Here is a 23,296-nt window from a genome sequence, read left to right as displayed (position 1 = left end):
GACCTTCAGCACCCCGGGCCGGGACCCTGGGCACTGGGAGCGGCCGCCGGTCCCGGCCAGGATGCGAGATGGACCGATCCGGTCCGTGTCGGCCCTGGGAAGGGATGTGATGACGGTGACCGGGACTCTCGCCCCGTCGCCCGCAGAGCTCGACGTGACCGTCGAGGACGCCGCCGCGTCGATCGATCGCCTCGTACGTCAGGGGCTCCGCGCGCTGGACGAGTACGCGGCGCTGGACCAGCAGCGCATCGACCACATCGTCAAGAAGGCCTCCGTCGCCGCGCTCAGCCGGCACGGCGACCTCGCCGAGCTCGCGGTCGCGGAGACCGGGCGCGGGGTCTTCGAGGACAAGGCGGTCAAGAACGTCTTCGCCTCCGAGCACATCGCGCACAGCCTGGCCAATCTGCGCACCGTGGGTGTGGTGGCCCGCGACGAGATCAACGGGATCGTCGAGATCGCCGAGCCGGTCGGCGTCGTCTGCGCCGTGACGCCGGTGACCAACCCGACGTCCACCACCGTGTTCAAGGCGCTCATCGCGCTCAAGACGCGCAACCCGGTCGTGTTCGCCTTCCACCCGTCGGCCCAGCGCTGCAGCGCCGAGGCGGCCCGCATCGTGCGCGACGCCGCCGTGGCGGCCGGCGCGCCGCGGCATTGCATCCAGTGGATCGAGGAGCCGTCCATCGAGGCGACGCAGGCGCTCATGGCCCACCCCGGCGTGGCCGTCATCCTGGCCACCGGCGGCGCCGCGATGGTCCGCGCGGCCTACTCGGCCGGCAAGCCGGCGCTCGGCGTCGGCCCCGGCAACGTGCCCGCCTTCATCGACCGGACCGCCGACGTGGAGCGCGCGGTGCACGACATCGTGGTGTCGAAGTCGTTCGACAACGGCATGATCTGCGCCTCCGAGCAGGCCGTCATCCTCGACGAGGAGATCGCCGGCCAGGCGATTGCCCAGTTCGAACGGCTGCACGCCCACGTGGCGACGACGGAGGAGAAGCGTCTGCTGGAGCGGCTGGTCTTCGGTGACGGGTCGCGGCTCAACGCCGACGTCGTCGGCCGTCCGGCGGCCTGGATCGCGGCCGCCGCCGGGTTCGCGGTCCCGGACGACACCTCGGTCATCCTGGTGCCGGTCGAGGGTGTCGGGCCGCACGAGCCGCTCACCCGGGAGAAGCTGTGCCCGGTGCTGGCCGTGCTGCGCGCCGGCTCCCGGGAGGAGGGCTTCCGCCTGGCCCAGCAGATGGTGGAGCTCGACGGCCTGGGCCACAGCGCGGTCATCCACGCCGCCGAGCCGGACGTCGCCGAGGCGTACGGCCGGCAGGTGAAGGCGGTCCGGATCATCTGGAACTCGCCGTCGTCGCAGGGCGGCATCGGCGACGTGTACAACGCGTTCGTCCCGTCGCTCACCCTGGGCTGCGGCAGTTACGGGCGCAACTCGGTGTCGGGCAACGTGTCCGCGCCGAACCTGCTCAACATCAAGCGGGTCGGCCGGCGTACCAACAACCTGCAGTGGTTCAAGGTGCCGCCGAAGATCTACTTCGAGCCCAACGCGATCCGGTACCTCGCCGACATGCCCGACGTACACCGCGTCAGCATCGTCACGGATGCGACGATGACCCGCCTGGGTTACGTCGACCGCATCCGGGAGGCCCTGCGCCACGGCGCCAACCCGGTCACGGTGCAGATCATCGACAACATCGAGCCGGAACCGACGATGGCCACCGTGGAACGGGGCGCCGAGCTCATGCGGGAGTTCCGGCCGGACACCATCATCGCGCTCGGCGGCGGCTCGCCGATGGACGCCGCGAAGGTGATGTGGCTGCTCTACGAGCACCCCGGGACCGAGTTCGCCGACATGCGGGAGAAGTTCTTCGACATCCGCAAGCGGGCATTCACCTTCCCGGCACTCGGGCAGCTCGCCCGCCTGGTGTGCATCCCGACGACGTCGGGCACCGGTGCGGAGATCACCCCGTTCGCGGTCATCACCGACACGGCCACCGGCATGAAGTATCCGCTCGCCGACTACGCGCTCACCCCGAGCGTCGCGATCGTGGACCCGGTGCTGACCGCCGACCTGCCGCCGAACGTCACCGCCGACAGCGGGTTCGACGCGCTCACCCATGCCACCGAGGCGTACGTGTCGGTGTACGCCAGCGACTACACCGACGGCCTGGCACTGCACGCGATCCGGCTGGTGTTCGAGAACCTGCCGGCCGCGGTGCACCGCGGTGCCGCCGACCCGGTCGCCCGGGAGAAGATGCACAACGCCGGCTCGATCGCGGGCATGGCGTTCGGCAACGCCTTCCTCGGCATCGTGCATGCCCTGGCGCACACCCTCGGCGCGACCTTCCACATCGCGCACGGACGCACCAACGCGATCCTGTTGCCGCACGTCATCCGGCACAACGGGATGGTGCCGGCGAAGCTGAACGCCTGGCCGAAGTACGAGCGGTACGTGGCCCCGCAGCGGTTCCAGGACATCGCCCGGGTGCTCGGCCTGCCGGCCGAAACCCCCGAGCAGGGCGTGGAGTCCTACGCCCGGGCGGTGGAACGCCTGCGCGACGAGGTCGGCATCCCGTCCTCGTTCCAGGCGGCCGGCGTCGACGAGCGCACGTTCCTCGAGGCGCTGCCGCAGCAGGCGATGAACGCGTACCTCGACCAGTGCGCCCCGGCGAACCCGCGCATGCCCATGCTGGCCGACCTACGCGAGATCATGCGCACCGCCTACTACGGCGCCGCGTCCGGAGCCGGCCACGATGTCGTGAGCGAGCGCTGACTGGAACGACGCCGCGGCGGGCGCCCGCTCCCGGGCGCCCGCCGCTGGCGGTTCGGCTCCGGCCGGCCGTTCGGCCGGCGCGCCGTCTCCGGCGTCGATCAGATCCAGATCCGCGGGGCGCAGGCGGTGCAGGAACGGCTCGACGAGGTCCATCGGCAGGGGGAACACGACGGTGGTTCGCTGGTCCCCGCCGAGTTCGAGCAGGGTCTGCAGGTAGCGCAGGTGCAGTCCCGAGGGGCTGGCGCGTCGTGCAGCGTCTGGGCGGCTTCGTGCTCGCCGGTGGCATTGATGACCTTGGCCCGGCGTTCCCGCTCGGCCTCGGCCTGGCGGGCTTGCCGGTCTCGCCGATACCGGATCACCCGGAGGGCGAGATTGGTGATGGCCACCGGCACCCGCGGCCGAGTCGGGAAGACCGTCCATGCGCTGAAGCCCGGGAGGCAGCCGCTGGCTGTCTCCCGGGCTTCGACGGTGGCTGTGCAGGACTGAGGTCCCGTCATCGCCGGGACCTCAGGCGTGGTGCGGACGCGGTTGCGGTTCAGGGTTCGATGACGTCGGCGATGGGCCGCCGGTTGGTGTAGCAGGTCCGCGGCGCGTAGCCGAACCGCAGCACGAGCTGCGGGTCGTGCAGGCGGTCGACCGTGCGGCGCAACCGCTCGCGCAGGGCCGGCACCTCGGTCGGCTGCGAGTACAGCGCCGTGGTCAGGCCGAGGTCGGCGGCTGTGAGCAGCACACGCTGCAGCGCCATCCCGGCCCGGACGGCGTCGTCGAACCCGTCACCGAGCACGCCCAGCACGGCCACCGCCGGCCGCCGCGCCGGATCCCGGGTCATTTCGAGGACCGGGCCGCCGAAGTCGCGGCGGGTCAGCAGCTCACCCGGATGTGGCGCGGCACCGGCCGCGGCCGGCCCGACCCCTTCGACACGGTCATCCGCCGCGATGCTCCAGGCCCGCAGCTCCGCGGTGTAGGCCGGGTCGGCGCGCAGCTGCGCGTCCGCGGCCCGGACGAGCCCCGCCACCACGTCGAGTGGCGCGTCGTCGGTCACGAAGTCGAGCCAGCCGCCTTCCCGGCGGGCTGCCTCGGACAGCCGGTGCGACGCGGCGGTGTCCACCGCAGTGTCGGCGAACGGGCCGCGGTTGGTGTGCCGGTGGTGGATCTGCTGGTACAGCCGGCTCTCCAGCGGTGCCGGCCGCCGCGGCCGATCCGGCCACAGATGGAGCAGTGTCCGCCCCGCCCCGAACCGGTACTGGGCCGGCAGACCAGCCATGGCCAGGGCCAGCCGCAGGTTGTACGCGGCGGCACCGCACGACATCCGGGCCATCCGGCCGTAGCGGTCGCAGGCGGCGAGGACGCGGTGCTCGTCGAGCAGGACGTCCACACCGTCGCCGGTGTGCCGGAACCGCCACGGTTGACAGTTGTGTATCGACGGCGCCCAGACGGCGTCACCGACCGCATCGGTGAACACCTCGGGGCTCCAGGTTTGCGGCGTCGCCATCGTCGTCATGACCGCACCTCCAGTCGGACGGAGCCGCTCTCTCTACCCTGCCCGCGCGGCGGCGCCGCCGGTAAGAGACGAACGTCCCGAATCACCCGCCATGCGACACTGCGGGCGGCCTCGTGAACCTGGTCATGCGCCAGGCGGCTGGCGTCCATGCGTGCTCACGGGATGCCGTACCCGCCGCCGCCGGGCGTCTCGACGACCAGTACGTCGCCCGGCTGGACGTCGATGGAGCCGCAGCCGGCGAGGCCGACGACACTGCCGTCGGCGCGTTCCACCCGGTTGGCGCCGAGCGCGCCGGGCGAGCCGCCGGCAAGGCCGTACGGCGGCACGCGCCGGTGGCCCGACAGGGTGCTGACGGTCATCGGCTCGCGGAACCGGATACGGCGCACCGCGCCGTCCCCGCCCCGCCACCGGCCGGCGCCGCCGCTGCCGTGCCGGACGGCGAACTCGTCCACGAGCACCGGGAAGCGCCATTCGAGGACCTCGGGGTCGGTCAGCCGGGAGTTCGTCATGTGGGTCTGCACCACCGAGGCCCCGTCGAAGCCGTCGCCGGCGCCCGATCCGGAGGCGACGGTCTCGTAGTACTGGTGCCGGTCGCTGCCGAAGGTGACGTTGTTCATCGTCCCGGAGCCTTCGGCCTGCACGCCGAGCGCGGCGTAGAGCGCGCCGACGATCGCCTGTGACGTCTCCACGTTTCCGGCGACCACGGCCGCGGGGTAGGTGGGCGCGAGCATCGAACCGGCGGGCACCACGATGCGCAGCGGGCGCAGGCAGCCGTCGTTGAGCGGGATCTCGTCGGTGACCAGCGTCCGGAAGACGTACAGCACCGCCGCGGTGACGACCGACGACGGTGCGTTGAAGTTCGTTGCCAGCTGCGGTGACGTGCCGCTGAAGTCGATCGTCGCGCCGCGGCCGGCGCGGTCCACCGTGATCCGTACCGCGATCGTCGCCCCCGAGTCCATCTCGTAGCGGTACTCGCCGTCGCCGAGCGCGTCGATGACGCGCCGTACCGCCTCCTCGGCGTTGTCCTGGACGTGCCGCATGTACGCCTGCACCACGTCGAGGCCGAAATGGTCGATCATCCGCCGCACCTCCTCGACACCCTTGGCGTTCGCGGCGATCTGGGCGCGCAGGTCGGCGAGGTTGGTCGCCGGGTTCCGGGACGGGTACGGCGCCTCCGTGAGCAGCCGGAGCGTCTCCTCCTCGCGGAAGCGGCCGTCCTCGACCAGCGGCCAGGTGTCGAACAGCACGCCCTCCTCGTGGACGTCCCGGCTGGTCGCGGGCATGGAGCCGGGCGTGAGCCCGCCGATCTCCGCGTGGTGGCCCCGGGACGCCACGTAGAACAGCACCTCGGGCCGCTCCGGGTCGAAGACCGGGGTGACGACGGTGATGTCGGGCAGATGGGTGCCGCCGTGGTACGGGTCGTTGATCGCGTACACGTCGCCGGGCCGCATGCCGGGGCGGCGACGGATGACCTCCTTGACGCTGGCGCCCATCGAGCCGAGGTGTACGGGGATGTGCGGCGCGTTGGCGATGAGATTGCCGTCCGGGTCGAACAGCGCGCACGAGAAGTCCAGCCGCTCCCGGATGTTCACCGACTGCGCGGTCGACTCCAGCCGGGCGCCCATCTGCTCGGCGATCGACATGAAGAGGTTGTTGAAGATCTCCAGCAGTACCGGGTCGACCTGGGTGGTCGCCTCGGATGCCTTGTCGCTCGACCGTATCCGTTCCAGGAGCAGGTGGCCGAGCTTCGTCACCGCCGCCCGCCAGCCGTCGTCCACCACCGTGGTCGCGTCCGCCTCGGCCACGATGGCCGGGCCGCCGACGGTGTCGCCGGGGCGCAGGCGTTCCCGCTCGTACAGCGGCACCTCCCGCCAGGCTCCGCCGGTGTACAGGCGGGTCGTCGTGAGCGGCTGCGCGGCGGCGCGTTCCGGCGCGCCGGCGGGCTCACCGAGCCGGGAGAGGTCCGGGGGTTCGGTCAGCCCGACGGCCTCGACCGAGACCGCCTCGACGATCAGCGGCCGGTCCATGAGGAACGCGTACATGCGCCGGTACGCCGTCCGGAACGCCGCCATCATCGTGTCGAGCCCGGCGAGCTCGACCGGCAGCGCGGTGTCGGTGCCCTCGAAGCGCAGGTGTGCGCGCCGGTGCACCCGGATCCGCCGGGCCGGCACGTCCTCGTCGAGCAGCTGCGAGCGCGCCGCCGCCTCCAGGGCGTCCGCGACATCGGTCAGCCGTCGCATGACCGCGGGCTCCAGGCGGCGCTCCACCGACTGTTCGCGCATCGCGGTGGTGTCGGCGAGGCCGATGCCGAGCGCGGACAGCACACCGGCCATCGGCGGCACGAGCACGGCGCGGATACCCAGCGAGTCGGCCACCGAGCACGCGTGCTGCCCGCCGGCGCCGCCGAACGTCGTGAGCACGTACCCGGTGACGTCACGGCCCTGCTGTACCGAGATCCGCTTCACCGCGTTGGCCATGTTCGCGACCGCGATCTGCCGGTACCCCTCCGCGACCTGCTCCGGCGTGCGCTCGTCGCCGGTCTGCCCGGCGATGGCCGCGGTCAGGTCGGCGAACCGCCGTCGCACCACGTCGGCATCCAGCGGCTGATCGCCGCCCGGACCGAAGACCCGGGGAAACGTCGCGGGCTGGATCCGGCCGAGCATCACGTTGGCGTCGGTGATGGTGAGCGGCCCGCCGTTGCGGTAGCAGGCCGGCCCCGGGTCGGCGCCTGCCGAGTCGGGCCCGACGCGGTAGCGGGCGCCGTCGAAGTGCAGGACCGACCCGCCTCCCGCGGCGACGGTGTGAATGTCGATCATGGGGGCGCGCAGCCGTACCCCGGCGATCTGGGTGTGGAAGACCCGCTCGTACTGGCCGGCGTAGTGCGACACGTCCGTGGAGGTGCCGCCCATGTCGAAGCCGATCACCTTGTCGAAGCCGGCCAGCTGCGACATGCGCGCCATGCCGACGATGCCACCGGCCGGCCCGGACAGGATCGCGTCCTTGCCGCGGAAGTGCCCCGCCTCGGCCAGGCCCCCGTTGGACTGCAGGAACATCAGCCGTACGCCGCGCAGCTGCTCCGCCACCGCTTCGACGTACCGGCGCAGCACCGGCGACAGGTATGCGTCGACGACGGTGGTGTCGCCGCGCGGCACCAGCTTCATCAACGGGCTCACCTCGCTGGAGCACGAGACCTGGCCGAAGCCGATCCGCTCCGCCAGCGTCCCGATGTCCCGTTCGTGGGCTGGGTGGAGGTGGCTGTGCAGGCAGACCACCGCGGCCGCGTTGATGCCGCTGTCATGCGCACGCCGCAGGTCGCCGGCGAGCCGATCGAGATCCGGCGAGTGCAGCACGGTGCCGTCGGCCGACATCCGTTCGCCCACCTCGATCACGCGCTCGTACAGCACTTCCGGCGGCACGATGTGCCGGTCGAAGATCCGTGGCCGGTTCTGGTAGCCGATGCGCAGCGCGTCGCCGAAGCCTTCGGTGATGACCAGCGCGGTGCGCTCGCCCCGGCGCTCCAGCAGCGCGTTCGTGGCGACCGTGGTCCCCATCCGCACCGCCTCGATCCGGTCCACCGGTATCGGCGCCGCATCGGCAACGCCGAGCAGCGCCCGGATTCCGGCGACCGCCGCGTCGGCGTAGCGTGCCGGGTTGTTCGACAACAGCTTGCGGGTCACCAGGCGGCCGTCCGGCCTCCTGGCGACGATGTCGGTGAACGTGCCGCCACGGTCGATCCAGAACTGCCACCGCCCATCTACCGCCACGAGTCCCCCTCCTTCGCGGCGGCACGGGCCGGCCCGCGCGGGTACTGGTCATCGGCCGTGGACCGGCGGGCCACGAAGCCGCCGCCTGGACGAGTTCTCACTGGCGGGCGCGCCCTGACGAGTGCGCGCCCAGCATCGCGTGCCGCGCCATGGAAACCGCGAGCTCAGTGCAATGCGTGTAGTACCGGCAGGCCAACGAGGCGTCCAGCGCGGCGTCCGCATCGATCGGATCCGAGGCGTGCAGCAGCAGGTGGTCGAGCCGTTGCCGCAGCCGGCGTACGTCGGCGTCGGCCGCTTCGATCCGCGCCTCCGTGTCGGCGGGCGGCGTAGTCCCGGCGCGGCCCGCGGTGGCCATCATGTCGACGCAGACCCGGCCCATGCGGCTCACGACGGCGTGCACGTCGGCCGGTATCGCCGGCCGCGCGGGCCGCGACCTGGCGATCCCGGCCAGCCGCTCGGCCAGTCCTTCGACGCACTCCGCGTCGGCGTTGACCAGCGCGGCGACGAGGATCGCCCGCACCGTGGCGGCGGGCGACCCGTCGCGGGTCTCCTCGATCGCCAGCGCCTGGTCGTCGACGGCCCGGCGCAGCGCGTACAGCGCCTTCTCGGCAGCCGCGAGCGCGTCCTCGGCGAAGGGACCGGGGTCGGACAGCGCTTCGGTGACGTGGTCCAACGCGATTCGCGAGCGCTCGGTCACCTCGGCCAGGTGACCGCCGAGCCCGCCCGTTTCCTGAGGATTCCACACACCGGGCTCCCGCTGGATGGTCGCGGCACCATGTCGTATGGCGCCGACTACCCCGAGCACCGGGCACCAACCACCCGGTCAGTGCACGACCGCGACCGGGCAGGCGGCCCGGTGCATTACCTGCCGGGTCACCGTGCCGAGCAGCTGCTCGCTGCGGCCGACGTGCGAGCAGGCCGACACGACGAGCATTGCCGCCTCCCGTGAGGCCTGCGCGAGCGCCTCGGCGGGATCGCTGTGCAGTACCGCCCGCCGCAGCACCGGCACCTGCGGATACTTCCCGTTCCAACCGGCCAGCGCTTCTGCGAGCACCCGGTCGGCCTCGTCCGCCGCCTGCCCGACGTCGTAGGCGAACGGGTCGAGCTCGGTCAGCGCGGTGTCCGGAAGGCCGCCCCAGGCGTACAAGGGTATGAGCGTGGCGCCACGGCGCTCCGCCTCCTCGAACGCGAACGTCAGCGCCGCCGGCCACGGGTTGGCGCCGTCGACGCCGACCAGGACGGGTCCGCCGGGCGTGCCGGGATCGGCGCCCGCGATGAGCACCGGTGCGGCGGCATGCGCGGCGACGCGCTCGCAGGCCGCGTGCGCGCCGGCGTTGCCGATCACCACCAGGTCGGCCCGGCGGGACGCGTCGATCATCACATCGGGGAGGTCGCCGGCCTCGAGCCTGACGTGGCCTGACAGCTCGGGGTGAACCTCGCCCGCGACGGAGGCTGCCGCCGCCAGCCACCGCGTTGTGGTCTCGGGCGGCCCCACCTCGTCGGGCTGCGGCTGGCGGGTGGAGACCAGGACGAGCGGCCGGTCGCGCAATGTCGCCTCGGTCGCGGCGAGGCGGACCGCCGAATATCCGGAGTCGGTACCATCGACGCCCACCACCACCGGCGGTTCCGGACGGGTGCTCATGGCGGCCTCCTCGGTTGAGCTTGCTCCATCAGCGTCAAGCGTGCGGTCGGTGCGAGCCCGCCGGCCGGGGCGTGCTGTCACGATGCCCCGATCACTCACCCCGCGCGGTCACGCCCGCGGCGTAGCTTGGGCGATAGGCCTACGAGACGTGCGGGAGAGCCCAGCTGGATGACAGTTGAGCTGAGAGGCTGAACGACCCGGAGAGGTCGACCGCGATCCCCACGACCTGATCCAGGCAATGCTGGCGAAGGGAAACCGCCTCGTAGGTCTTTCGCTGCGCCCCGACCGCACCGCGGGAGCGCTGTGATAATTTGTGCCCTACGGCACACCCGCGTACAGCCCTCATCGCTGCGAACGCGCCACCCCGGGTGAACTGGTCCACGCCGATGTCAAGCAGACCGGCCGGGCCTACGTGCCAGACGGGACGTTGCGGTGACTGACACGACGGTGGCCGAGGTGATGGCCGAGCTGGCCGCCCTCGACGACCCGAGAGCGCGTCAGGTGAACGAGAAGCACGGCGACGACCACGGTGTGCACCTCGGCGTGCTGCGCGCGCTCGCGAAGCGGCTCAAGACCCAGCAGGAGCTCGCGCGCCAGCTCTGGGCGACGAGTGACACCGCGGCGAGGCTGCTGGCGATCCTGATCTGCCGCCCGAAGGCGTTCGAGCGTGACGAGTTGGATGCGATGCTGCGCGAGGCGCGCACTCCCAAGGTGCACGACTGGCTCGTGCGCAACGTGGTGAAGAAGAGCCCGCACTCCGAAGAGCTGCGCCTGGCCTGGTCCGCCGATGCGGATCCGGTGGTCGCGAGCGCGGGCTGGGCGCTGACCACCGAACGCGTGGCCAAGCAGCCCGAGGGCCTCGACCTCACGGGACTGCTGGACGTCATCGAGGCGGAGATGCGCGACGCCCCCGATCGCCTGCAGTGGGCGATGAACCACTGCCTGGCTCAGATCGGCATCGAGCACGCCGGGCACCGCGCCCGTGCCATCGACATCGGCGAGCGCCTCGAGGTACTCAAGGACTATCCGACCCCGCCGAACTGCACCTCGCCGTTCGCGCCCGTCTGGATCGCCGAAATGGTGCGCCGGCGGCCCGGCAGGTAGGACCCGGCAGCAGCGCCTGCTATCGGACGATGGCCACCGGACAGGCGGCGTGACGGATGACGGCCTGGCTGACGGAGCCCAGCAGCAGCCCGGCGAAGCCGCCACGACCGCGGGAGCCGACGACCAGTAGTTCCGCGCCGGCGGACAGGTCGGTGAGTACGGCCGCCGGGCGGCCGTGGACGACGACGGTGCGTAGGCCCACGTCGGGGTACTTCTCCGCCCATCCGGCCATCGACTCGGCCAGCGCACGGCGCTCGTCGTCGCGCAGGCTGTCCTCGTCGTAGACCAGCGGCACGATGTCGCCCGGTCCGGTGGACTCCGGCCACCGGTACGCGAGCACGGCGGTGAGCCCGGCGCGGCGGAACGACGCCTGCTCGAACGCGAACTGCAGGGCGCGCTCAGCGTCGTGGGATCCGTCGACCCCGACGAGGACGCGGTCGGTCTCCGGGCCGGGCAGCCGGACGGTGTGGCGCACGATGACGACCGGACAGGCGGCGTGGGCGGCGAGCTCGACGCCAACGGAACCGGCGAGCAGGCCGCTGAAGCCGCCGAGGCCGCGGTTGCCCACGACGACGGCGGTGGCGTGCCCGGAGGCCGCAATGAGCGCGGCGGCCGCCTGCTCGGCGGGCACCTCCGTGCCGATGTCGAGGTCCGGCGCGACGTCACGGGCCCGGGAGACCGCCGCGCCGAGCACCCGCTCGGTGGACTCGCGCTTGGCTTCCTCGTACAGGTGCGGCGGCACCGGCGGGAACATCGCGGGCCACGCGAACGCGTGCACGATGCGAAGCGGGCGTTGCCGGCGCGACGCGTCGGCGGCGGCCCACTCGACGGCCGCGAGACCGTTCGGCGAGCCGTCGACGCCGACGACCACCGCGGTGTCGGTACGCATGACAGGTGCCTCCCTCCGGACCCGGAACCGCATCCGGCCCGCCGCGCTGGGGCTGCCCGATGTCGGCCCGGGTGCCGGCCTGCGCCGCGTCGGTCCGTTCGTAGGCGCCGGCGGCGAGGACGACGATGGTGTACCTGATCCGTGCCCGCGGTGAAGCACCGCAGGTGCCGGCTCGTCGGACCCTTACACGCCATTCTCGCCCAAGGCCGGCGCGAACGGCCGGTCATTCTCGGCGGGCGAATCGGTCGCGTCCGGGTGTGGTTGTCGTCGAAGTGGAGAGCGTGGGCCTGCGAGCCGTCGAGCGGAGGTTGACGTGGACGACGGGATGGTTGTGGTCGGCGCCGACGGCGGGGAGCCGTCGTTGCAGGCCGTGCGATGGGCCGCGGCGGAGGCGGCCCGGCGAGGTGCGCCGCTGCGGGTGCTGCTCGCGTACTACTGGAGAACGCCGCTGACCGCGTTCGCCCCGGCGGGTGAGCTCGCCGAAACCGCGCGGCGGTTCGCCGACATGCTCGTCGCGGACATCGCGCGGGAGGCGTCCGTCGCGCATCCTGAGGTTGACGTGCGGGCGGTGGCGGTGCCGGGACATCCTGCCGAGGTGCTGCTGAAGGCCGGAGGCGATGCGGCGCTGCTGGTCCTGGGGACCCGGGGCCGGCACGCCGCCACGGGGGCCGTGCTCGGCTCGGTCAGTCAGCAGGTCGCCGTCCACGCGAGGTGCCCCGTGGTGGTCGTCCGAGGACGGAGCGACCCGACCGGCGACGTCCTCGTCGGCGTCGACGGCTCCGAATCCTCGGACCGGGCACTGGCCTTCGCGTTCGACGAGGCCCGGCAGCGCGGCTGCGGCGTCGTGGCGGTCCGGGCCATCGAGACGCCGCTGGCGCCGGTGCCGGTCGGTGCCTCGCCGTTGGTGTACGACACGGCCGAGGTCCAGCGCGCGTTGGCCGAGCAGGCGGTCGAGCAGGTGGCCGGGGCGAGCAAGCGCTGCCCGGACGTGCGGTGGGAGTGCCACGGCGTCGCCGGCGATGCCGCCGATGTGCTCGTCGAGCGTTCGCAACGAGCGCAGTTGGTGGTCGTCGGCAGCCGCGGACACGGCGGGTTCGCCGGCCTGCTGCTCGGCTCGGTAGGTCTGCGCCTGCTCCACCGTGCGCACTGCCCGGTGCTGATCGCGCATCTCCCATCCCACGGCAGCCACCACGACGAGAGCGGCGGACAGGCCGCCGCTCGGTGACCGCCTGGCACAGGGCTCAGACCCGCCAGCGGATCGGCGCGCCCTCGGCGGGGCGCACGGCGCCGGTGGTGACGAGGTACCGGAGGTGCGCGAGGGTCTCGGCGAGCGCCATGCGGCGCATCATGCCGCGCAGGGCGGCCCAGCCCCGTGACCATGTCAGGCCGGCGGCGATGTCCCACGCGGTCGCCGGCCCGAGCCGGTGCAGGATGGCCAGGATCTCCCGGCCGCGCTCGTCGTGATGGCGGATCAGGTCGGCGGCGCGGTCGTCGATGCCGCGGAAGCGGTACTCGTGCGCCGGCAGCGCCTCGTCCGCGCCGAACTTGCCTGTTTGCTCCAGCGACGCCAGGTACGCGCTGAGCGGGTCGCCGTCGTTGCCGGCGTGTACACCGATGTTGGGGCTGATCCGGGGCAGCAGGTGATCGCCGGTCAGCAGGATGCCCGCCCCGGCCTCGTGCAGGCACAGATGCCCCGGGGTGTGGCCGGGCGTCCAGACGGCCCGGACCTCGTGCCGCGCGAGCGGCAGCAGGTCCCCGTCCTCGATGGCGCGGTCCGGCTCGACCATGCCGAGCATCTCGGGGATCTGCCGCGGGTCGACCGTGAGCGCCGCCGCCTCGGCCTCGGGCGCGCCGTGCCCCAGCAGCCAGGCGCGGTCGGTGTCCGCTCCGCGCTCGCGCCACACCCGGCTGGGCAGGGTCCGCGCCTCGGCCGGGTGCATGCCGATCCAGGCGCCGCTGCGCTCGCGCACCCATCCGCTGAGCCCGTGATGGTCGGGGTGCACGTGGGTGACGACGACGCCGGCGACGTCGCCGAGGTCCGTGCCCGCGGTCCGCAGGCCGGCCGTGAGGGCCGCCCGTCCGTCGCCGGTGTCCCAGCCGGGGTCGACGAGGACGACACCCGTGTCGTCGAGGAAGGCATAGCTGAGGGTGTACCGCAGCGGGCTGTCCGGAATCGGCACCGGGATCGACCACACGTCGGGTCGGACCCGCTCGACCGGCGGCAGGACCCGCCGCTGCCAGGCCTCGTGCTGGGCGGAGCCGGTGACGATCACGCGCCGCTGCCGACGGGCGCGGTGACGGCGTGCATGAGGAACTCCACCAGCCGCCGGGCGTGGCTCGCGGTGTCCGCGGTGAGGATCGCCCGCTTGCCCGGCGGGGTGCTCAACGCGTGCATCATCGCCCCGCCCACGAGGGTGTCCAGCAGCAGGGTCACCGACACGGTGGCCGGCACCTCGCCCCGCTCGATGCCGCGGTGCACGATCGCGCGGGCCGCGACGACCTGCGCCGCCCGCATCGCCTCGTAGTGCTCGGCGACGCCGGGAATCGTGCCCGCCTCCAGGTTCAGGCGCAGCGCGGTGCGGCTCGACGGCCCGGCGTACAGCTCGAGCATCTGGGTGGCCAGTTCGACCATGTCGCCGCGCAAGGTGCCGGTGTCGACGTCGCTGACCCGCACCAGTCCGGCCGCCAGCGCGTCGGTCAGGAGCGCTTCTTTGGTACTCCACCGCAGGTACAGCGACGCCTTGCCCACCCCGGCGCGGCGCGCGACGGTCTCCATGGCGAAGCCGGCCCAGCCGCCGTCGCCGAAGACGTCCAGGGCGGCCTGAATGATCCGGCGGTCGACCTGCGGATCGCGGGGCCGGCCCGGGACCGCTGCGGAAGCGCTCATCGTGGCCATCTTTCATTGCTGAACGGTTTTCGTCAGAATACCCTGCCGTACGTGAACGTCAAGCGTTCAGTATCGCGGCGCGCCGGACGGGCCGCCGGACGGCGGGGTGGCGGCCGCGCCGTGGTCGAGGCGAGGGCGGCGGCCGGATGGGTCAGCGTGGCGGCGAGCAGCGGTGCGGCCAGGGTGAGGGCCGCGGCGAGCGCGAGTCCTCTCATGACGCTCCTTGGCGGGGGAGGAGTCCGGGTCAGCCCTTCGACGAGCCCAGGGACAGGCCGGCGATGAACTGCTTCTGCAGCAGCACGTAGACGACCAGCGTCGGCGTCGCGGCGATGAGGGCGGCGGCGGCGATGAGGTTCTGGTTGGCCACGAACTGGCCCTGGAGGTTGGCCAGGGCGGAGGTGATGGGCCGGCGGTCGCCGGTGGAGATGAGCGTGATGGCCCAGAAGAAGTCGTTGTAGATCCAGGTGGTCAGCAGCGTGGCGAGGGCCGCGAGGGCCGGCCGGCACAGCGGCAGGGTGAGCCGCCAGAACCGGGTCCACAGCGAGGCGCCGTCGATGAGGGCGGCCTCGTCGATGCCGGCCGGCAGCGTCTTCATGTAGTTGCTCAGCACGAAGACGCAGAAGCCGAGCTGGAAGGAGACGTTGATGACGATGAGGCCGGCGTAGGAGTTGTACATCAGGCCGCTGCCGCTCATCCACGTGGGCAGGTGGATCGCGAGGTAGATGCGGTACAGCGGCGTGATGATGACCTGCTGCGGCAGGAGGTTGCCGGCGGTGAACAGGATGAGCAGCGGCACGTTGAAGCGGAAGCTGAGCCGGGACAGCACGTAGGCCGCGGTCGAGGCCAGGAACAGGGTGATGAGCACCGCGGGCGCCGTGACGTAGACCGAGTTGAGGAAGAAGCGCCACATGTCCGACTGGGTCCACGCGTCGGCGAAGTTGTCCAGCGTCAGCCGGTGGGGGAGGGAGACGTACCCGTACCGGTTGGTCTCGCTGATCGGCCGTAGCGCGACGTACAGCGCGAACAGGATCGGGACCACCCACAGCACGGTCATGACGAGCATGAATGCGGTGGACGCGGTCCGGGCGGCGGCCCGGCGTCGCAGGACGCGGGTCTGCACCTTCACCGCTGCTCCTCCCGTCGGAAGGCCTGCCACAGGAACAGGGAGATGGGGATGAGGGAGATGACGAGCAGCACGACGCCGAGGGTCGAGCCGAAGCCGATGCGCTGCGTCTCGCCGACGATGTTCTGGGTCACCGCGACCGACAGCAGCTCCAGGCCGCGCAGCGGGTTGCCGTTGCTGGTGATGTAGACGAGGTCGAAGGCGCGCAGCGACTCGATGACGGTGACGACGAGCACGACGATGTTGATCGGGCGCATCGCCGGGAACACGACCCGCCAGAACGTCTGCCAGCCGTTGGCGCCGTCGACGACCGCGGCCTCGCGCAGCGCCGGGTCGACGGCCTTGAGGCCGGCGAGGTACAGCACCATCACGTAGGGCGCCTGCCGCCAGCTCGCCTCGACCAGCAGCGCCCACAGGTTGAGGCTCGGGTCGCCGAGCCAGTCGATGAGGTTGTCGTTGTGGTTGTGGCCCGTCAGGGTGTTGATGAGCCCGAAGTTCGGCGAGTAGACGAGCTCCCAGATGATGCCGATGAGGGCCAGCGACAGCATCACGGGCAGGAACAACACGCTCTGGTACAGCCGGCTGCCCCGGATGCCGCGGTCGAGCACGACGGCGAAGAGCATGCCCAGCGGCGTGGCGAACACGATGAACACGCCGAGCCAGATGGCGTTGTGGCGCACGGCGGGCCAGAAGTCGGGGTAGTTGGTGAACGCCTGCGCGTAGTTCTTCGTCCCGATGAGGCAGCCCGGCTGTGCAATGCCGGGCGCGGACGGGAAGTCGGAGCAGGGCTGCAGCTTCACCGGCCCGACGCCGGTCCACTTGGTGAACGACAGCAGCACCGAGGCCAGGGCGGGGAACCAGATGAACGCGGCGTCGAGCAGGAGCGGCACGCCGAGCATCGCCGCCGCGACGGCGGCGTCGCGGCGGGTCAGGGAGCGCAGGCGCCTCCGACGCCGGGGCGTGTGCGCCGGCGCCGGTGCGGTCGTGCGGGGCGTCGTCAGGGTCATCAGCTGAAGATCGTCTTGGCCTGGTCTTCGGCGCTCTTCTGGATGGTGGCGATGGTGTCCGGGGTCGGGCTGTCGATGAACTGCTGGATGAGCTTGATCATCGTGCTGGCCATGTCGGGCACCGTGTCGCGGTCCATGAACTGTGAGACGTTCTTGCACTTGGCGATCTCGGCCACCGACTTCTTCTGGATGTCGTTGTACGTCGGCGCGACGAGCCCGTTGGCCAGGCCCACGTCCCAGTGGTCGGTCTCGAGGAACTTCGACTCGGCGTCGGCGGTCCCGATGTACTGCAGGATCTTCTTCGCCGACGCGGCGTTCTTGCCCTTCTTGGGCAGGATGAACCCGTCGGTCGGGGCGTCCATGTAGTCGGTGCCGTAGGTGGGGTTGACGGCGGGGAACACGAAGAAGTCGAGGTCGCCGAGGTTGGCGGCGTCGTAGTTGGCGGCGACCTGGTTGGAGCCCTGGAACATCATCCCGGCCTGCTTGTTCTCCAGCGCCTTGGCGGCGTCCTGCCAGGTGCGGCCGTTGGCGCCCTTCTGCTGGTACTGCGCGAGCTCGCGCCACTGGTCGAAGACGGCCTTCACGCCGGCGTCGGTCCACGGCACCTCGTGCTTCATGAGCTTGATGTGGTACTCGTACCCGTTGATCCGCAGGTTGAGAATGTCGAACGTCCCGAGGGCCGGCCAGCCGTCCTTGTCGGCGAACGCGAGCGGGACGAGGCCGTCGGTCTGCATCTTCTTCGCCAGCGCGGTGAACGCGTCCCAGGTCGTGGGCACCTGGTAGCCCTTGGCCGCGAAGACGCTCTTGTTGTAGAAGACGACCCACGGGTAGTTGTACAGCGGGACCAGGTAGTAGTGGCCGTCGAGGCCCTTCGAGAGGTTCTTGGCGGCGTCGTTGAAGTTGCCGCCGATCTTCTCCCAGACGTCGTCGATCGGGGTCAGCAGGCCCTGGGCGGCGAAGAACTGCAGCCGGTAGCCGGCGAACCAGGTGGCCAGGGAGTCCGGCGTGCCCTGCAGGTAGTTGCTGATGTTGTTCTGGAACGTGTTGTGGTCGGTCGTGTTCACGGTGACGGGGACGGTCGTGCTGCCGGTCGCCTGCTGCATCAGGGCGGCGAACGCGGTCTTCGGCGCGGCGTCGGAGTAGTTGGAGCCGAACGTCACCGGCCCGGTGCCGTTGTCGCCACCGGTCCCGGGCTGGCTCGTCGCGTCGTCGCCGCACGCCGCGAGCAGGGTGCCCGCGGCGGCGGCCCCGAACAGGCCCTTGAGCGCGGAACGGCGGCTGAGCGGATGCGTCATGGATACCTCCGAGGGGAATGGAAAATCAACATCACCCAACGAAACTCAACGCAACGAAAGCGCTGATTATCAAGATTGTCAATCCCCAGCAATATCACGAAGCGGTTGCGGTGTAGCTGACGCTCGGCCCGCCGGTGGACCTTCGGTGGTGCTGTGCTGTGCAAACACGTCCCGCCGGTCGCCCTCGCCGGGCCGTCGGGCCGGACGCCAGTGGAGTGATCGATCACCTTCGAGCGTTGAACGGCGTGTGGTCCTGGCAGATTACGCCGAACTGTTCAATCAGATATTGACATTAGGCAACGCCGCCCCGCAGGATCCCGACGCATGGCTGTCACATCCGGTGCGTCCCGGGGCGGGTAGCACCGCACACGCCCACCAGGCTGCCGTGACAACGGCATTGTTATCACACATATTCGATCATGAACGCATGCTGAAAACGCCCCGCGTAGTCGTCCTTGGCCCGTGCTGTTGCCGAGCGCGGCCCTCACGCGTTCGCGTCTGCTCCCACCTGTTCCGCCAAACAGTCAAGGAGACCTCCATGCACCGAGCACGTCGCGGACTCGTCGCCCTCGCGGCGACGGGCCTGCTGGCCACGGGCGTCGTCGCGGTGAGCGCCGCGCCGGCCGCCGCGGCCACCACCACGATCAACGTCAACGGCGGCATCGTCGGGCGCACGTTCGACGGCGTCGGCGCGATCAGCGGCGGCGGTGGCAACTCCCGCCTGCTCGTCGACTACCCGGAGCCGCAGCGCTCCCAGATCCTCGACTACCTGTTCAAGCCGAACTACGGCGCCGCGGTGCAGCTGCTGAAGCTGGAGATCGGCGGCGACGCCAACTCCACCGACGGGTCCGAGCCCAGCCACGAGCACGTGCGCGGGGACATCAACTGCAACGTCGGCTACGAGTTCTGGCTCGGCGAGCAGGCCCTCGCGCGCAACCCGAACATCCGCATCGTCGCGCTGCCGTGGGCCGCGCCCGGCTGGATCGGCGGCGGCAACTTCTGGTCGCAGGACATGATCGACTACGACGTCGCGTGGCTGAACTGCGCCAAGGGCCACGGCATCAACGTGAACTACATCGGCGGCTGGAACGAGCGCGGCCACGACAGCGGCTGGTACAAGAACCTGCGGACGGGCCTGAACAACGCCGGGTTCTCCTCGGTGCAGATCGTCGGTGACGACAGCGGCTGGGGCATGGCCGACGAGTTCGGCGCGGACCCGGCGCTGAAGAACGCCGTCGGGGTGCTGGGCAACCACTACGTGTGCGGCTACCTGTCGCAGGCGGACTCGTGCAGTACCACATCCAACGCCCGATCCAGCGGCAAGCCGTTGTGGGCGTCGGAGTTCGGGTCGCAGGACGACATGGCCGGGGTGGTGCCCTACATCCGCACGGTCAACCGCGGCTACCTCGACGCGGAGATCTCCGGCTACATGAACTGGCCGCTGATCGCCGCGATCACGCCGAACCTGCCCTACTCGACGGTCGGGCTGATGGACGCGGGCTCGCCGTGGTCGGGCGCGTACCGGGTCGGCAAGAACCTGTGGGCGAACGCGCACTACGCGCAGTTCACCCAGCCGGGCTGGAAGTACCTGAACTCCTCCGCCAGCGGCTACCTGGGCGGCAACCGCGCCAACGGCAGCTACGTGTCGCTCAAGTCGCCGAACAACACCGACTACACCACGGTGTACGAGACCAGCGGCACCACCGCGACGCAGACGATCAACGTCACCGTCTCCGGCGGGCTGAGCACCGGCACCGTGCACGTCTGGGCGACCGACATGGGCTCGTCGAACCCGAACGACTGGTTCGTGCGGCAGGCCGACGTCAACCCGTCCGGCGGCGCCTACAGCCTGACCCTGCAGCCCAACCGCATCTACACCCTGTCCACGACCAGCGGGCAGGCCAAGGGCAACGCGGCGAGCCCCGCCGGGAACGGGCTCGCGCTGCCGTACTCCGACAACTTCGACGGCTACGCCCAGCGCAAGCAGCCGAAGTACACCGAGGACATGCAGGGCTCGTTCGAGACCCGCGCCTGCGCCGCCGGCCGGTCCGGCACCTGCCTGCAGCAGGTCGCCCCGCAGCGGCCCATCAACTGGCAGGACGACTCGGACGCGTTCACCCTCATCGGCGATCCGTCGTGGACGAACTACACCGTCAGCCTGGACGTGAACATGCAGCAGGCCGGCACCGTCACGCTGCTGGGCCGGGCCAACGTGCAGAACCGGCCGCAGAACCGGCAGGCGGCGTACCAGCTGCGGGTGTCCGACACCGGCGCGTGGTCGATCGTCCGGCACAGCAACACGAACACCGACACGACCCTGGCGTCCGGCACCCGCGCCGCGCTCGGCCTCAACACGTGGCACAACCTGAAGCTCGGCTTCTCCGGCGGCCAGATCACCGCGACCGTCGACGCCACGGTCGTCGGCACGGCGAACGACTTCACCTACGGCAGCGGCCAGGCCGGCGTCGGCGTCGTGGGCTACCAGACCGACCAGTTCGACAACCTGAGCGTCACCGCCAACTCGGGCCCGGTGCTCAGCGTCCTGCGCGGCATCGGCTCGGGCCGCTGCGCCGACGTGCCCGCCCTGTCCCAGACCAACGGCACGCAGCTCGCGCTGTGGGACTGCAACGGCGGGGCCAACCAGACGTTCACGCAGACCGCGTCCAAGCAGCTGCAGGTGTACGGCACCAAGTGCCTCGACGTCGCCGGCGCGAGCACCGCCGACGGGGCGAAGGTGCAGATCTGGGACTGCAACGGCGGGACGAACCAGCAGTGGAACGTCAACGCCGACGGCACGGTGGTCGGGGTCGGCTCGGGCAAGTGCCTCGACGCGACCGCGAACGGCACGGCCAACGGCACGCTGCTGGAGATCTGGACCTGCAACGGCGGCGACAACCAGAAGTGGGCGCGGTCATGAGAAGAGGTGTATCGCTGGCCGCGGCGGCGCTGCTGCTGCCCGCCGCCGTCGTGCTGGCCACCGCGCGGGCCGCGTCGGCCGCCACCACGTGGACGGTCGCCGGGCCCTCGGCGAACTCGCCGACGGCCGCGCAGGTCAGCCTCGACAACGGAAGCCTGACGTTCGCGGTGTCCAACGCGGGGCAGACGGTGCTGTCGCCCTCGCCGATCGGCGTCGTCACCACCGCCGCGGACCTGACCCGGAACCTGACGTTCACCGCCCGCACCGACCGGACGGTCACCGAGTCGTACACCATGACGACCGGCAAGCAGCGCGGCCACAACTCCGCCTACACGGAGACGACGCTGTCGTTCACCGGCGCCGGCGGCGCCCGCCTCGACGTGGTGGTCCGCGCCTCCGACACCGGCGCCGCCTACCGGTACGTGCTGCCGGGCAGCGGCTCGGTGACGGTCAGCCGCGAGGCGTCGTCGTGGACCGTGCCGGCCGCGTCGAACGCGTGGCTGGTGCCGCCGCAGGCCGAGGACCAGGGCCGCTGGTTCCAGTCCACCGCTGGCGGCGCGCCGACCGGCAACAACTACCGGGTGCCGGCACTGTTCGAGGTCGGCGGCCGGTTCGCGCTCGTCGCCGAGACCAACCTCGACGGTCGCTACGCGGCCGCGTACCTGACGCATCCGGCGGGCTCCGGGACGTACAGCGTCGCCCTGGCCGGCGGCGTCACCACCACGTTGCCGCTGAGCACGCCGTGGCGGACCGCGGCCGTCGGCGACCTCGCGAGCGTGACCACGTCGACGATCGTCGACGACCTCGCGGCGCCGTCGAAGGTGGCCGACACGTCCTGGGTGAAGCCGGCCACCGTCGCCTGGTCGTGGCTGACCGAACATTCGAGCCCGTCCGACCAGAACCGGCAGCGGCAGTACATCGACTTCGCCGCCCGCAACGGCTGGGGCTACGTCCTCATCGACGAGGGCTGGTCCTCGAGCTGGGTGCCCGACGTCGTCGCCTACGCCAAGGCCAAGGGCGTCGGGGTGATCCTCTGGTTCAACTCCGCCGACCTCAAGACCGCGCAGCAGCGGGAGAACTGGCTGCCGCTCATCAAGGGCTGGGGCGTGGCCGGGGTCAAGGTCGACTTCATCTACGAGGACACCCAGCCGACGCTGCAGTGGTACGACGCCATCCTGGCCCGCACCGCCGAGCTCAAGCTGATGGTGAACTTCCACGGCGCCGCCACCCCGCGCGGGCTGCAGCGCACGTGGCCGCACGTGATGACGGCCGAGGCGGTGTTCGGGGCCGAACAGTACCTGCGGGCCGACTTCAACACGATCCTGCCGTTCACCCGCAACGCCATCGCCAGCATGGACTTCACGCCGGTGGTGTTCAGCCTCGCCAACCGGGACACCACCGACGGCCACGAGCTCGGCACCTCGGTCGTCTTCGAGTCCGGCTGGCAGCACCTGGCCGACAACCCGGAGAGCTACGGCGCCCACCCCGAGGCGCTGCGCATCCTCGACCAGCTGCCGACCGCCTGGGACGAGTCCCGGCTGCTCGGCGGCCGGCCCGGCCAGGAGGCGTACTTCGCGCGGCGGGCCGGCGGCCGCTGGTTCGTCGGCGGCATCTCGGCGCTGTCCGCGAAGACGTTCACGGCGCCGCTGTCGTTCCTCGGCGGCGGGCAGTGGTTCCTCGAGACGGTCCGCGACTCCTCCGGCGGCGGGCTGGTGCGCGAGACCCGGGTCGTCACGAGCGCCGACACGCTCAGCGTCCCCGTCGCCACCCGCGGCGGTTTCGCCTCCGCCGTGTGCCCGTACGCGGCGGGGATGACGACCTGCGGTACCCGCGAGACCTTCGCACTGCAAGGACAGCAGTCGGGCCGCTGCGCGGACGTGCCCGGGCTGTCGCAGACCAGCGGCACCCAGCTGGCGCTGTGGGACTGCAACGGCGGGGCCAACCAGCTGTTCACGCCGAGCTCGTCGAAGCAGCTGCTGCTGTACGGCGGGACAAAATGCCTCGACGTCGCCGGCGCGAGCACCGCCGACGGGGCCAAGGTGCAGATCTGGGACTGCAACGGCCAGACGAACCAGCAGTGGAACGTCAACGCCGACGGCACCGTGGTCGGGGTCGGCTCGGGCAAGTGCCTCGACGCGACCGCGAACGGCACGGCCAACGGCACGCCGCTGGAGATCTGGACCTGCAACCACGGCGGCAACCAGGTGTGGTCCGCCCGCTGACCCACGCGGCGCGGCCGCCGGGCACCTCGCCCGGCGGCCGCGTCACACGCTTCGGCCCGGTGGTCGCGGTCGTGGAGGTCTCGGGCCTCGAGGAGGCCATAGCGTGCGTCAACGCCAGCCGGTACGGCCTGGTCGCCAGCTGGATTTCTACACCGTGTCCAAGTCGATCTATCTA

At 71.4% G+C, this 23,296-nt stretch carries 16 protein-coding genes; 5 read left to right on the top strand and 11 right to left on the bottom strand.

The window, feature by feature from the left end; genetic code table 11:
- The first annotated feature begins 115 nt into the window (after window positions 1-115).
- A complete protein-coding gene (adhE, locus tag ABD352_RS25395; RefSeq protein ID WP_344614980.1) occupies window positions 116-2,770 on the top strand; it encodes a bifunctional acetaldehyde-CoA/alcohol dehydrogenase in 2,655 nt (884 codons plus the stop codon).
- Window positions 2,771-3,305: 535 nt separating this feature from the next.
- On the opposite strand, the gene ABD352_RS25390 is transcribed toward adhE, so the two are convergent.
- From ABD352_RS25390 to ABD352_RS25375, 4 genes are all read right to left on the bottom strand, one after another.
- The gene (locus ABD352_RS25390) at window positions 3,306-4,271 is read right to left on the bottom strand and encodes an Acg family FMN-binding oxidoreductase (RefSeq protein WP_344614979.1); all 966 of its coding nucleotides are present in this window, start codon (window positions 4,269-4,271) and stop codon (window positions 3,306-3,308) included.
- A 155-nt stretch (window positions 4,272-4,426) separates the two neighbouring features.
- A complete protein-coding gene (locus ABD352_RS25385) occupies window positions 4,427-8,035 on the bottom strand; it encodes a hydantoinase B/oxoprolinase family protein (protein ID WP_344614978.1) in 3,609 nt (1,202 codons plus the stop codon).
- 97 nt (window positions 8,036-8,132) lie between these two features.
- A complete protein-coding gene (locus ABD352_RS25380) occupies window positions 8,133-8,780 on the bottom strand; it encodes a hypothetical protein (RefSeq protein ID WP_344614977.1) in 648 nt (215 codons plus the stop codon).
- A gap of 78 nt (window positions 8,781-8,858) precedes the next feature.
- Complete coding sequence (locus ABD352_RS25375) at window positions 8,859-9,677, bottom strand: universal stress protein (protein ID WP_344614976.1); 819 nt, start codon at window positions 9,675-9,677, stop codon at window positions 8,859-8,861.
- A gap of 459 nt (window positions 9,678-10,136) precedes the next feature.
- Here ABD352_RS25375 and ABD352_RS25370 point away from each other — a divergent pair, with 459 nt between their 5' ends.
- Entirely contained in the window at window positions 10,137-10,781 is a 645-nt protein-coding gene (locus ABD352_RS25370; protein ID WP_344615055.1) for a DNA alkylation repair protein, read from the top strand.
- Between the two features lie 19 nt (window positions 10,782-10,800).
- Here ABD352_RS25370 and ABD352_RS25365 read toward each other — a convergent pair whose 3' ends face one another.
- The gene (locus tag ABD352_RS25365; RefSeq protein ID WP_344614975.1) at window positions 10,801-11,670 is read right to left on the bottom strand and encodes a universal stress protein; all 870 of its coding nucleotides are present in this window, start codon (window positions 11,668-11,670) and stop codon (window positions 10,801-10,803) included.
- A 313-nt stretch (window positions 11,671-11,983) separates the two neighbouring features.
- On the opposite strand from ABD352_RS25365, the gene ABD352_RS25360 reads away from it, so the two are divergent.
- Window positions 11,984-12,895 carry a universal stress protein gene (locus tag ABD352_RS25360; protein ID WP_344614974.1) on the top strand — a complete coding sequence of 304 codons (912 nt, stop codon included), beginning with the start codon at window positions 11,984-11,986 and terminating at the stop codon, window positions 12,893-12,895.
- A gap of 16 nt (window positions 12,896-12,911) precedes the next feature.
- Here ABD352_RS25360 and ABD352_RS25355 read toward each other — a convergent pair whose 3' ends face one another.
- From ABD352_RS25355 to ABD352_RS25330, 6 genes are read right to left on the bottom strand one after another with little or no spacing between them, the layout of a single operon-like run.
- Entirely contained in the window at window positions 12,912-13,943 is a 1,032-nt protein-coding gene (locus ABD352_RS25355; RefSeq protein ID WP_344614973.1) for an MBL fold metallo-hydrolase, read from the bottom strand.
- The gene (locus tag ABD352_RS25350) at window positions 13,940-14,557 is read right to left on the bottom strand and encodes a TetR/AcrR family transcriptional regulator (protein WP_344614972.1); all 618 of its coding nucleotides are present in this window, start codon (window positions 14,555-14,557) and stop codon (window positions 13,940-13,942) included. Before ABD352_RS25350 ends, ABD352_RS25355 begins: the two co-directional genes overlap by 4 nt.
- A gap of 32 nt (window positions 14,558-14,589) precedes the next feature.
- A complete protein-coding gene (locus ABD352_RS25345) occupies window positions 14,590-14,772 on the bottom strand; it encodes a hypothetical protein (protein WP_344614971.1) in 183 nt (60 codons plus the stop codon).
- 29 nt (window positions 14,773-14,801) lie between these two features.
- Complete coding sequence (locus tag ABD352_RS25340; protein WP_344614970.1) at window positions 14,802-15,683, bottom strand: carbohydrate ABC transporter permease; 882 nt, start codon at window positions 15,681-15,683, stop codon at window positions 14,802-14,804.
- Window positions 15,680-16,687 (bottom strand): carbohydrate ABC transporter permease, encoded by a 1,008-nt coding sequence (locus ABD352_RS25335; protein WP_344614969.1) that lies wholly within the window; start codon window positions 16,685-16,687, stop codon window positions 15,680-15,682. Before ABD352_RS25335 ends, ABD352_RS25340 begins: the two co-directional genes overlap by 4 nt.
- Window positions 16,687-17,982: an ABC transporter substrate-binding protein gene (locus ABD352_RS25330; RefSeq protein WP_344614968.1), complete on the bottom strand. Its 1,296-nt coding sequence runs from the start codon at window positions 17,980-17,982 to the stop codon at window positions 16,687-16,689. Before ABD352_RS25330 ends, ABD352_RS25335 begins: the two co-directional genes overlap by 1 nt.
- Before the next feature lie 538 nt (window positions 17,983-18,520).
- Between ABD352_RS25330 and ABD352_RS25325 the strand changes: the two genes are divergently transcribed.
- Together ABD352_RS25325 and ABD352_RS25320 are read left to right on the top strand one after the other, a co-directional pair.
- The gene (locus ABD352_RS25325; protein ID WP_344614967.1) at window positions 18,521-20,899 is read left to right on the top strand and encodes a ricin-type beta-trefoil lectin domain protein; all 2,379 of its coding nucleotides are present in this window, start codon (window positions 18,521-18,523) and stop codon (window positions 20,897-20,899) included.
- Window positions 20,896-23,121, top strand: coding sequence for a glycoside hydrolase family 97 N-terminal domain-containing protein (locus ABD352_RS25320; protein ID WP_344614966.1), 2,226 nt, complete (start codon window positions 20,896-20,898; stop codon window positions 23,119-23,121). The genes ABD352_RS25325 and ABD352_RS25320 overlap by 4 nt, the downstream gene beginning before the upstream one ends.
- The last annotated feature ends 175 nt before the right edge of the window (window positions 23,122-23,296 follow it).

This window comes from Dactylosporangium salmoneum (genome assembly GCF_039532525.1).
GTDB classification, from domain to species: Bacteria; Actinomycetota; Actinomycetes; order Mycobacteriales; family Micromonosporaceae; genus Dactylosporangium; species Dactylosporangium salmoneum.
The sequence above is the reverse complement of the archived record's forward strand: the minus strand, read 5'-3'. Positions and strand labels throughout refer to the sequence as shown.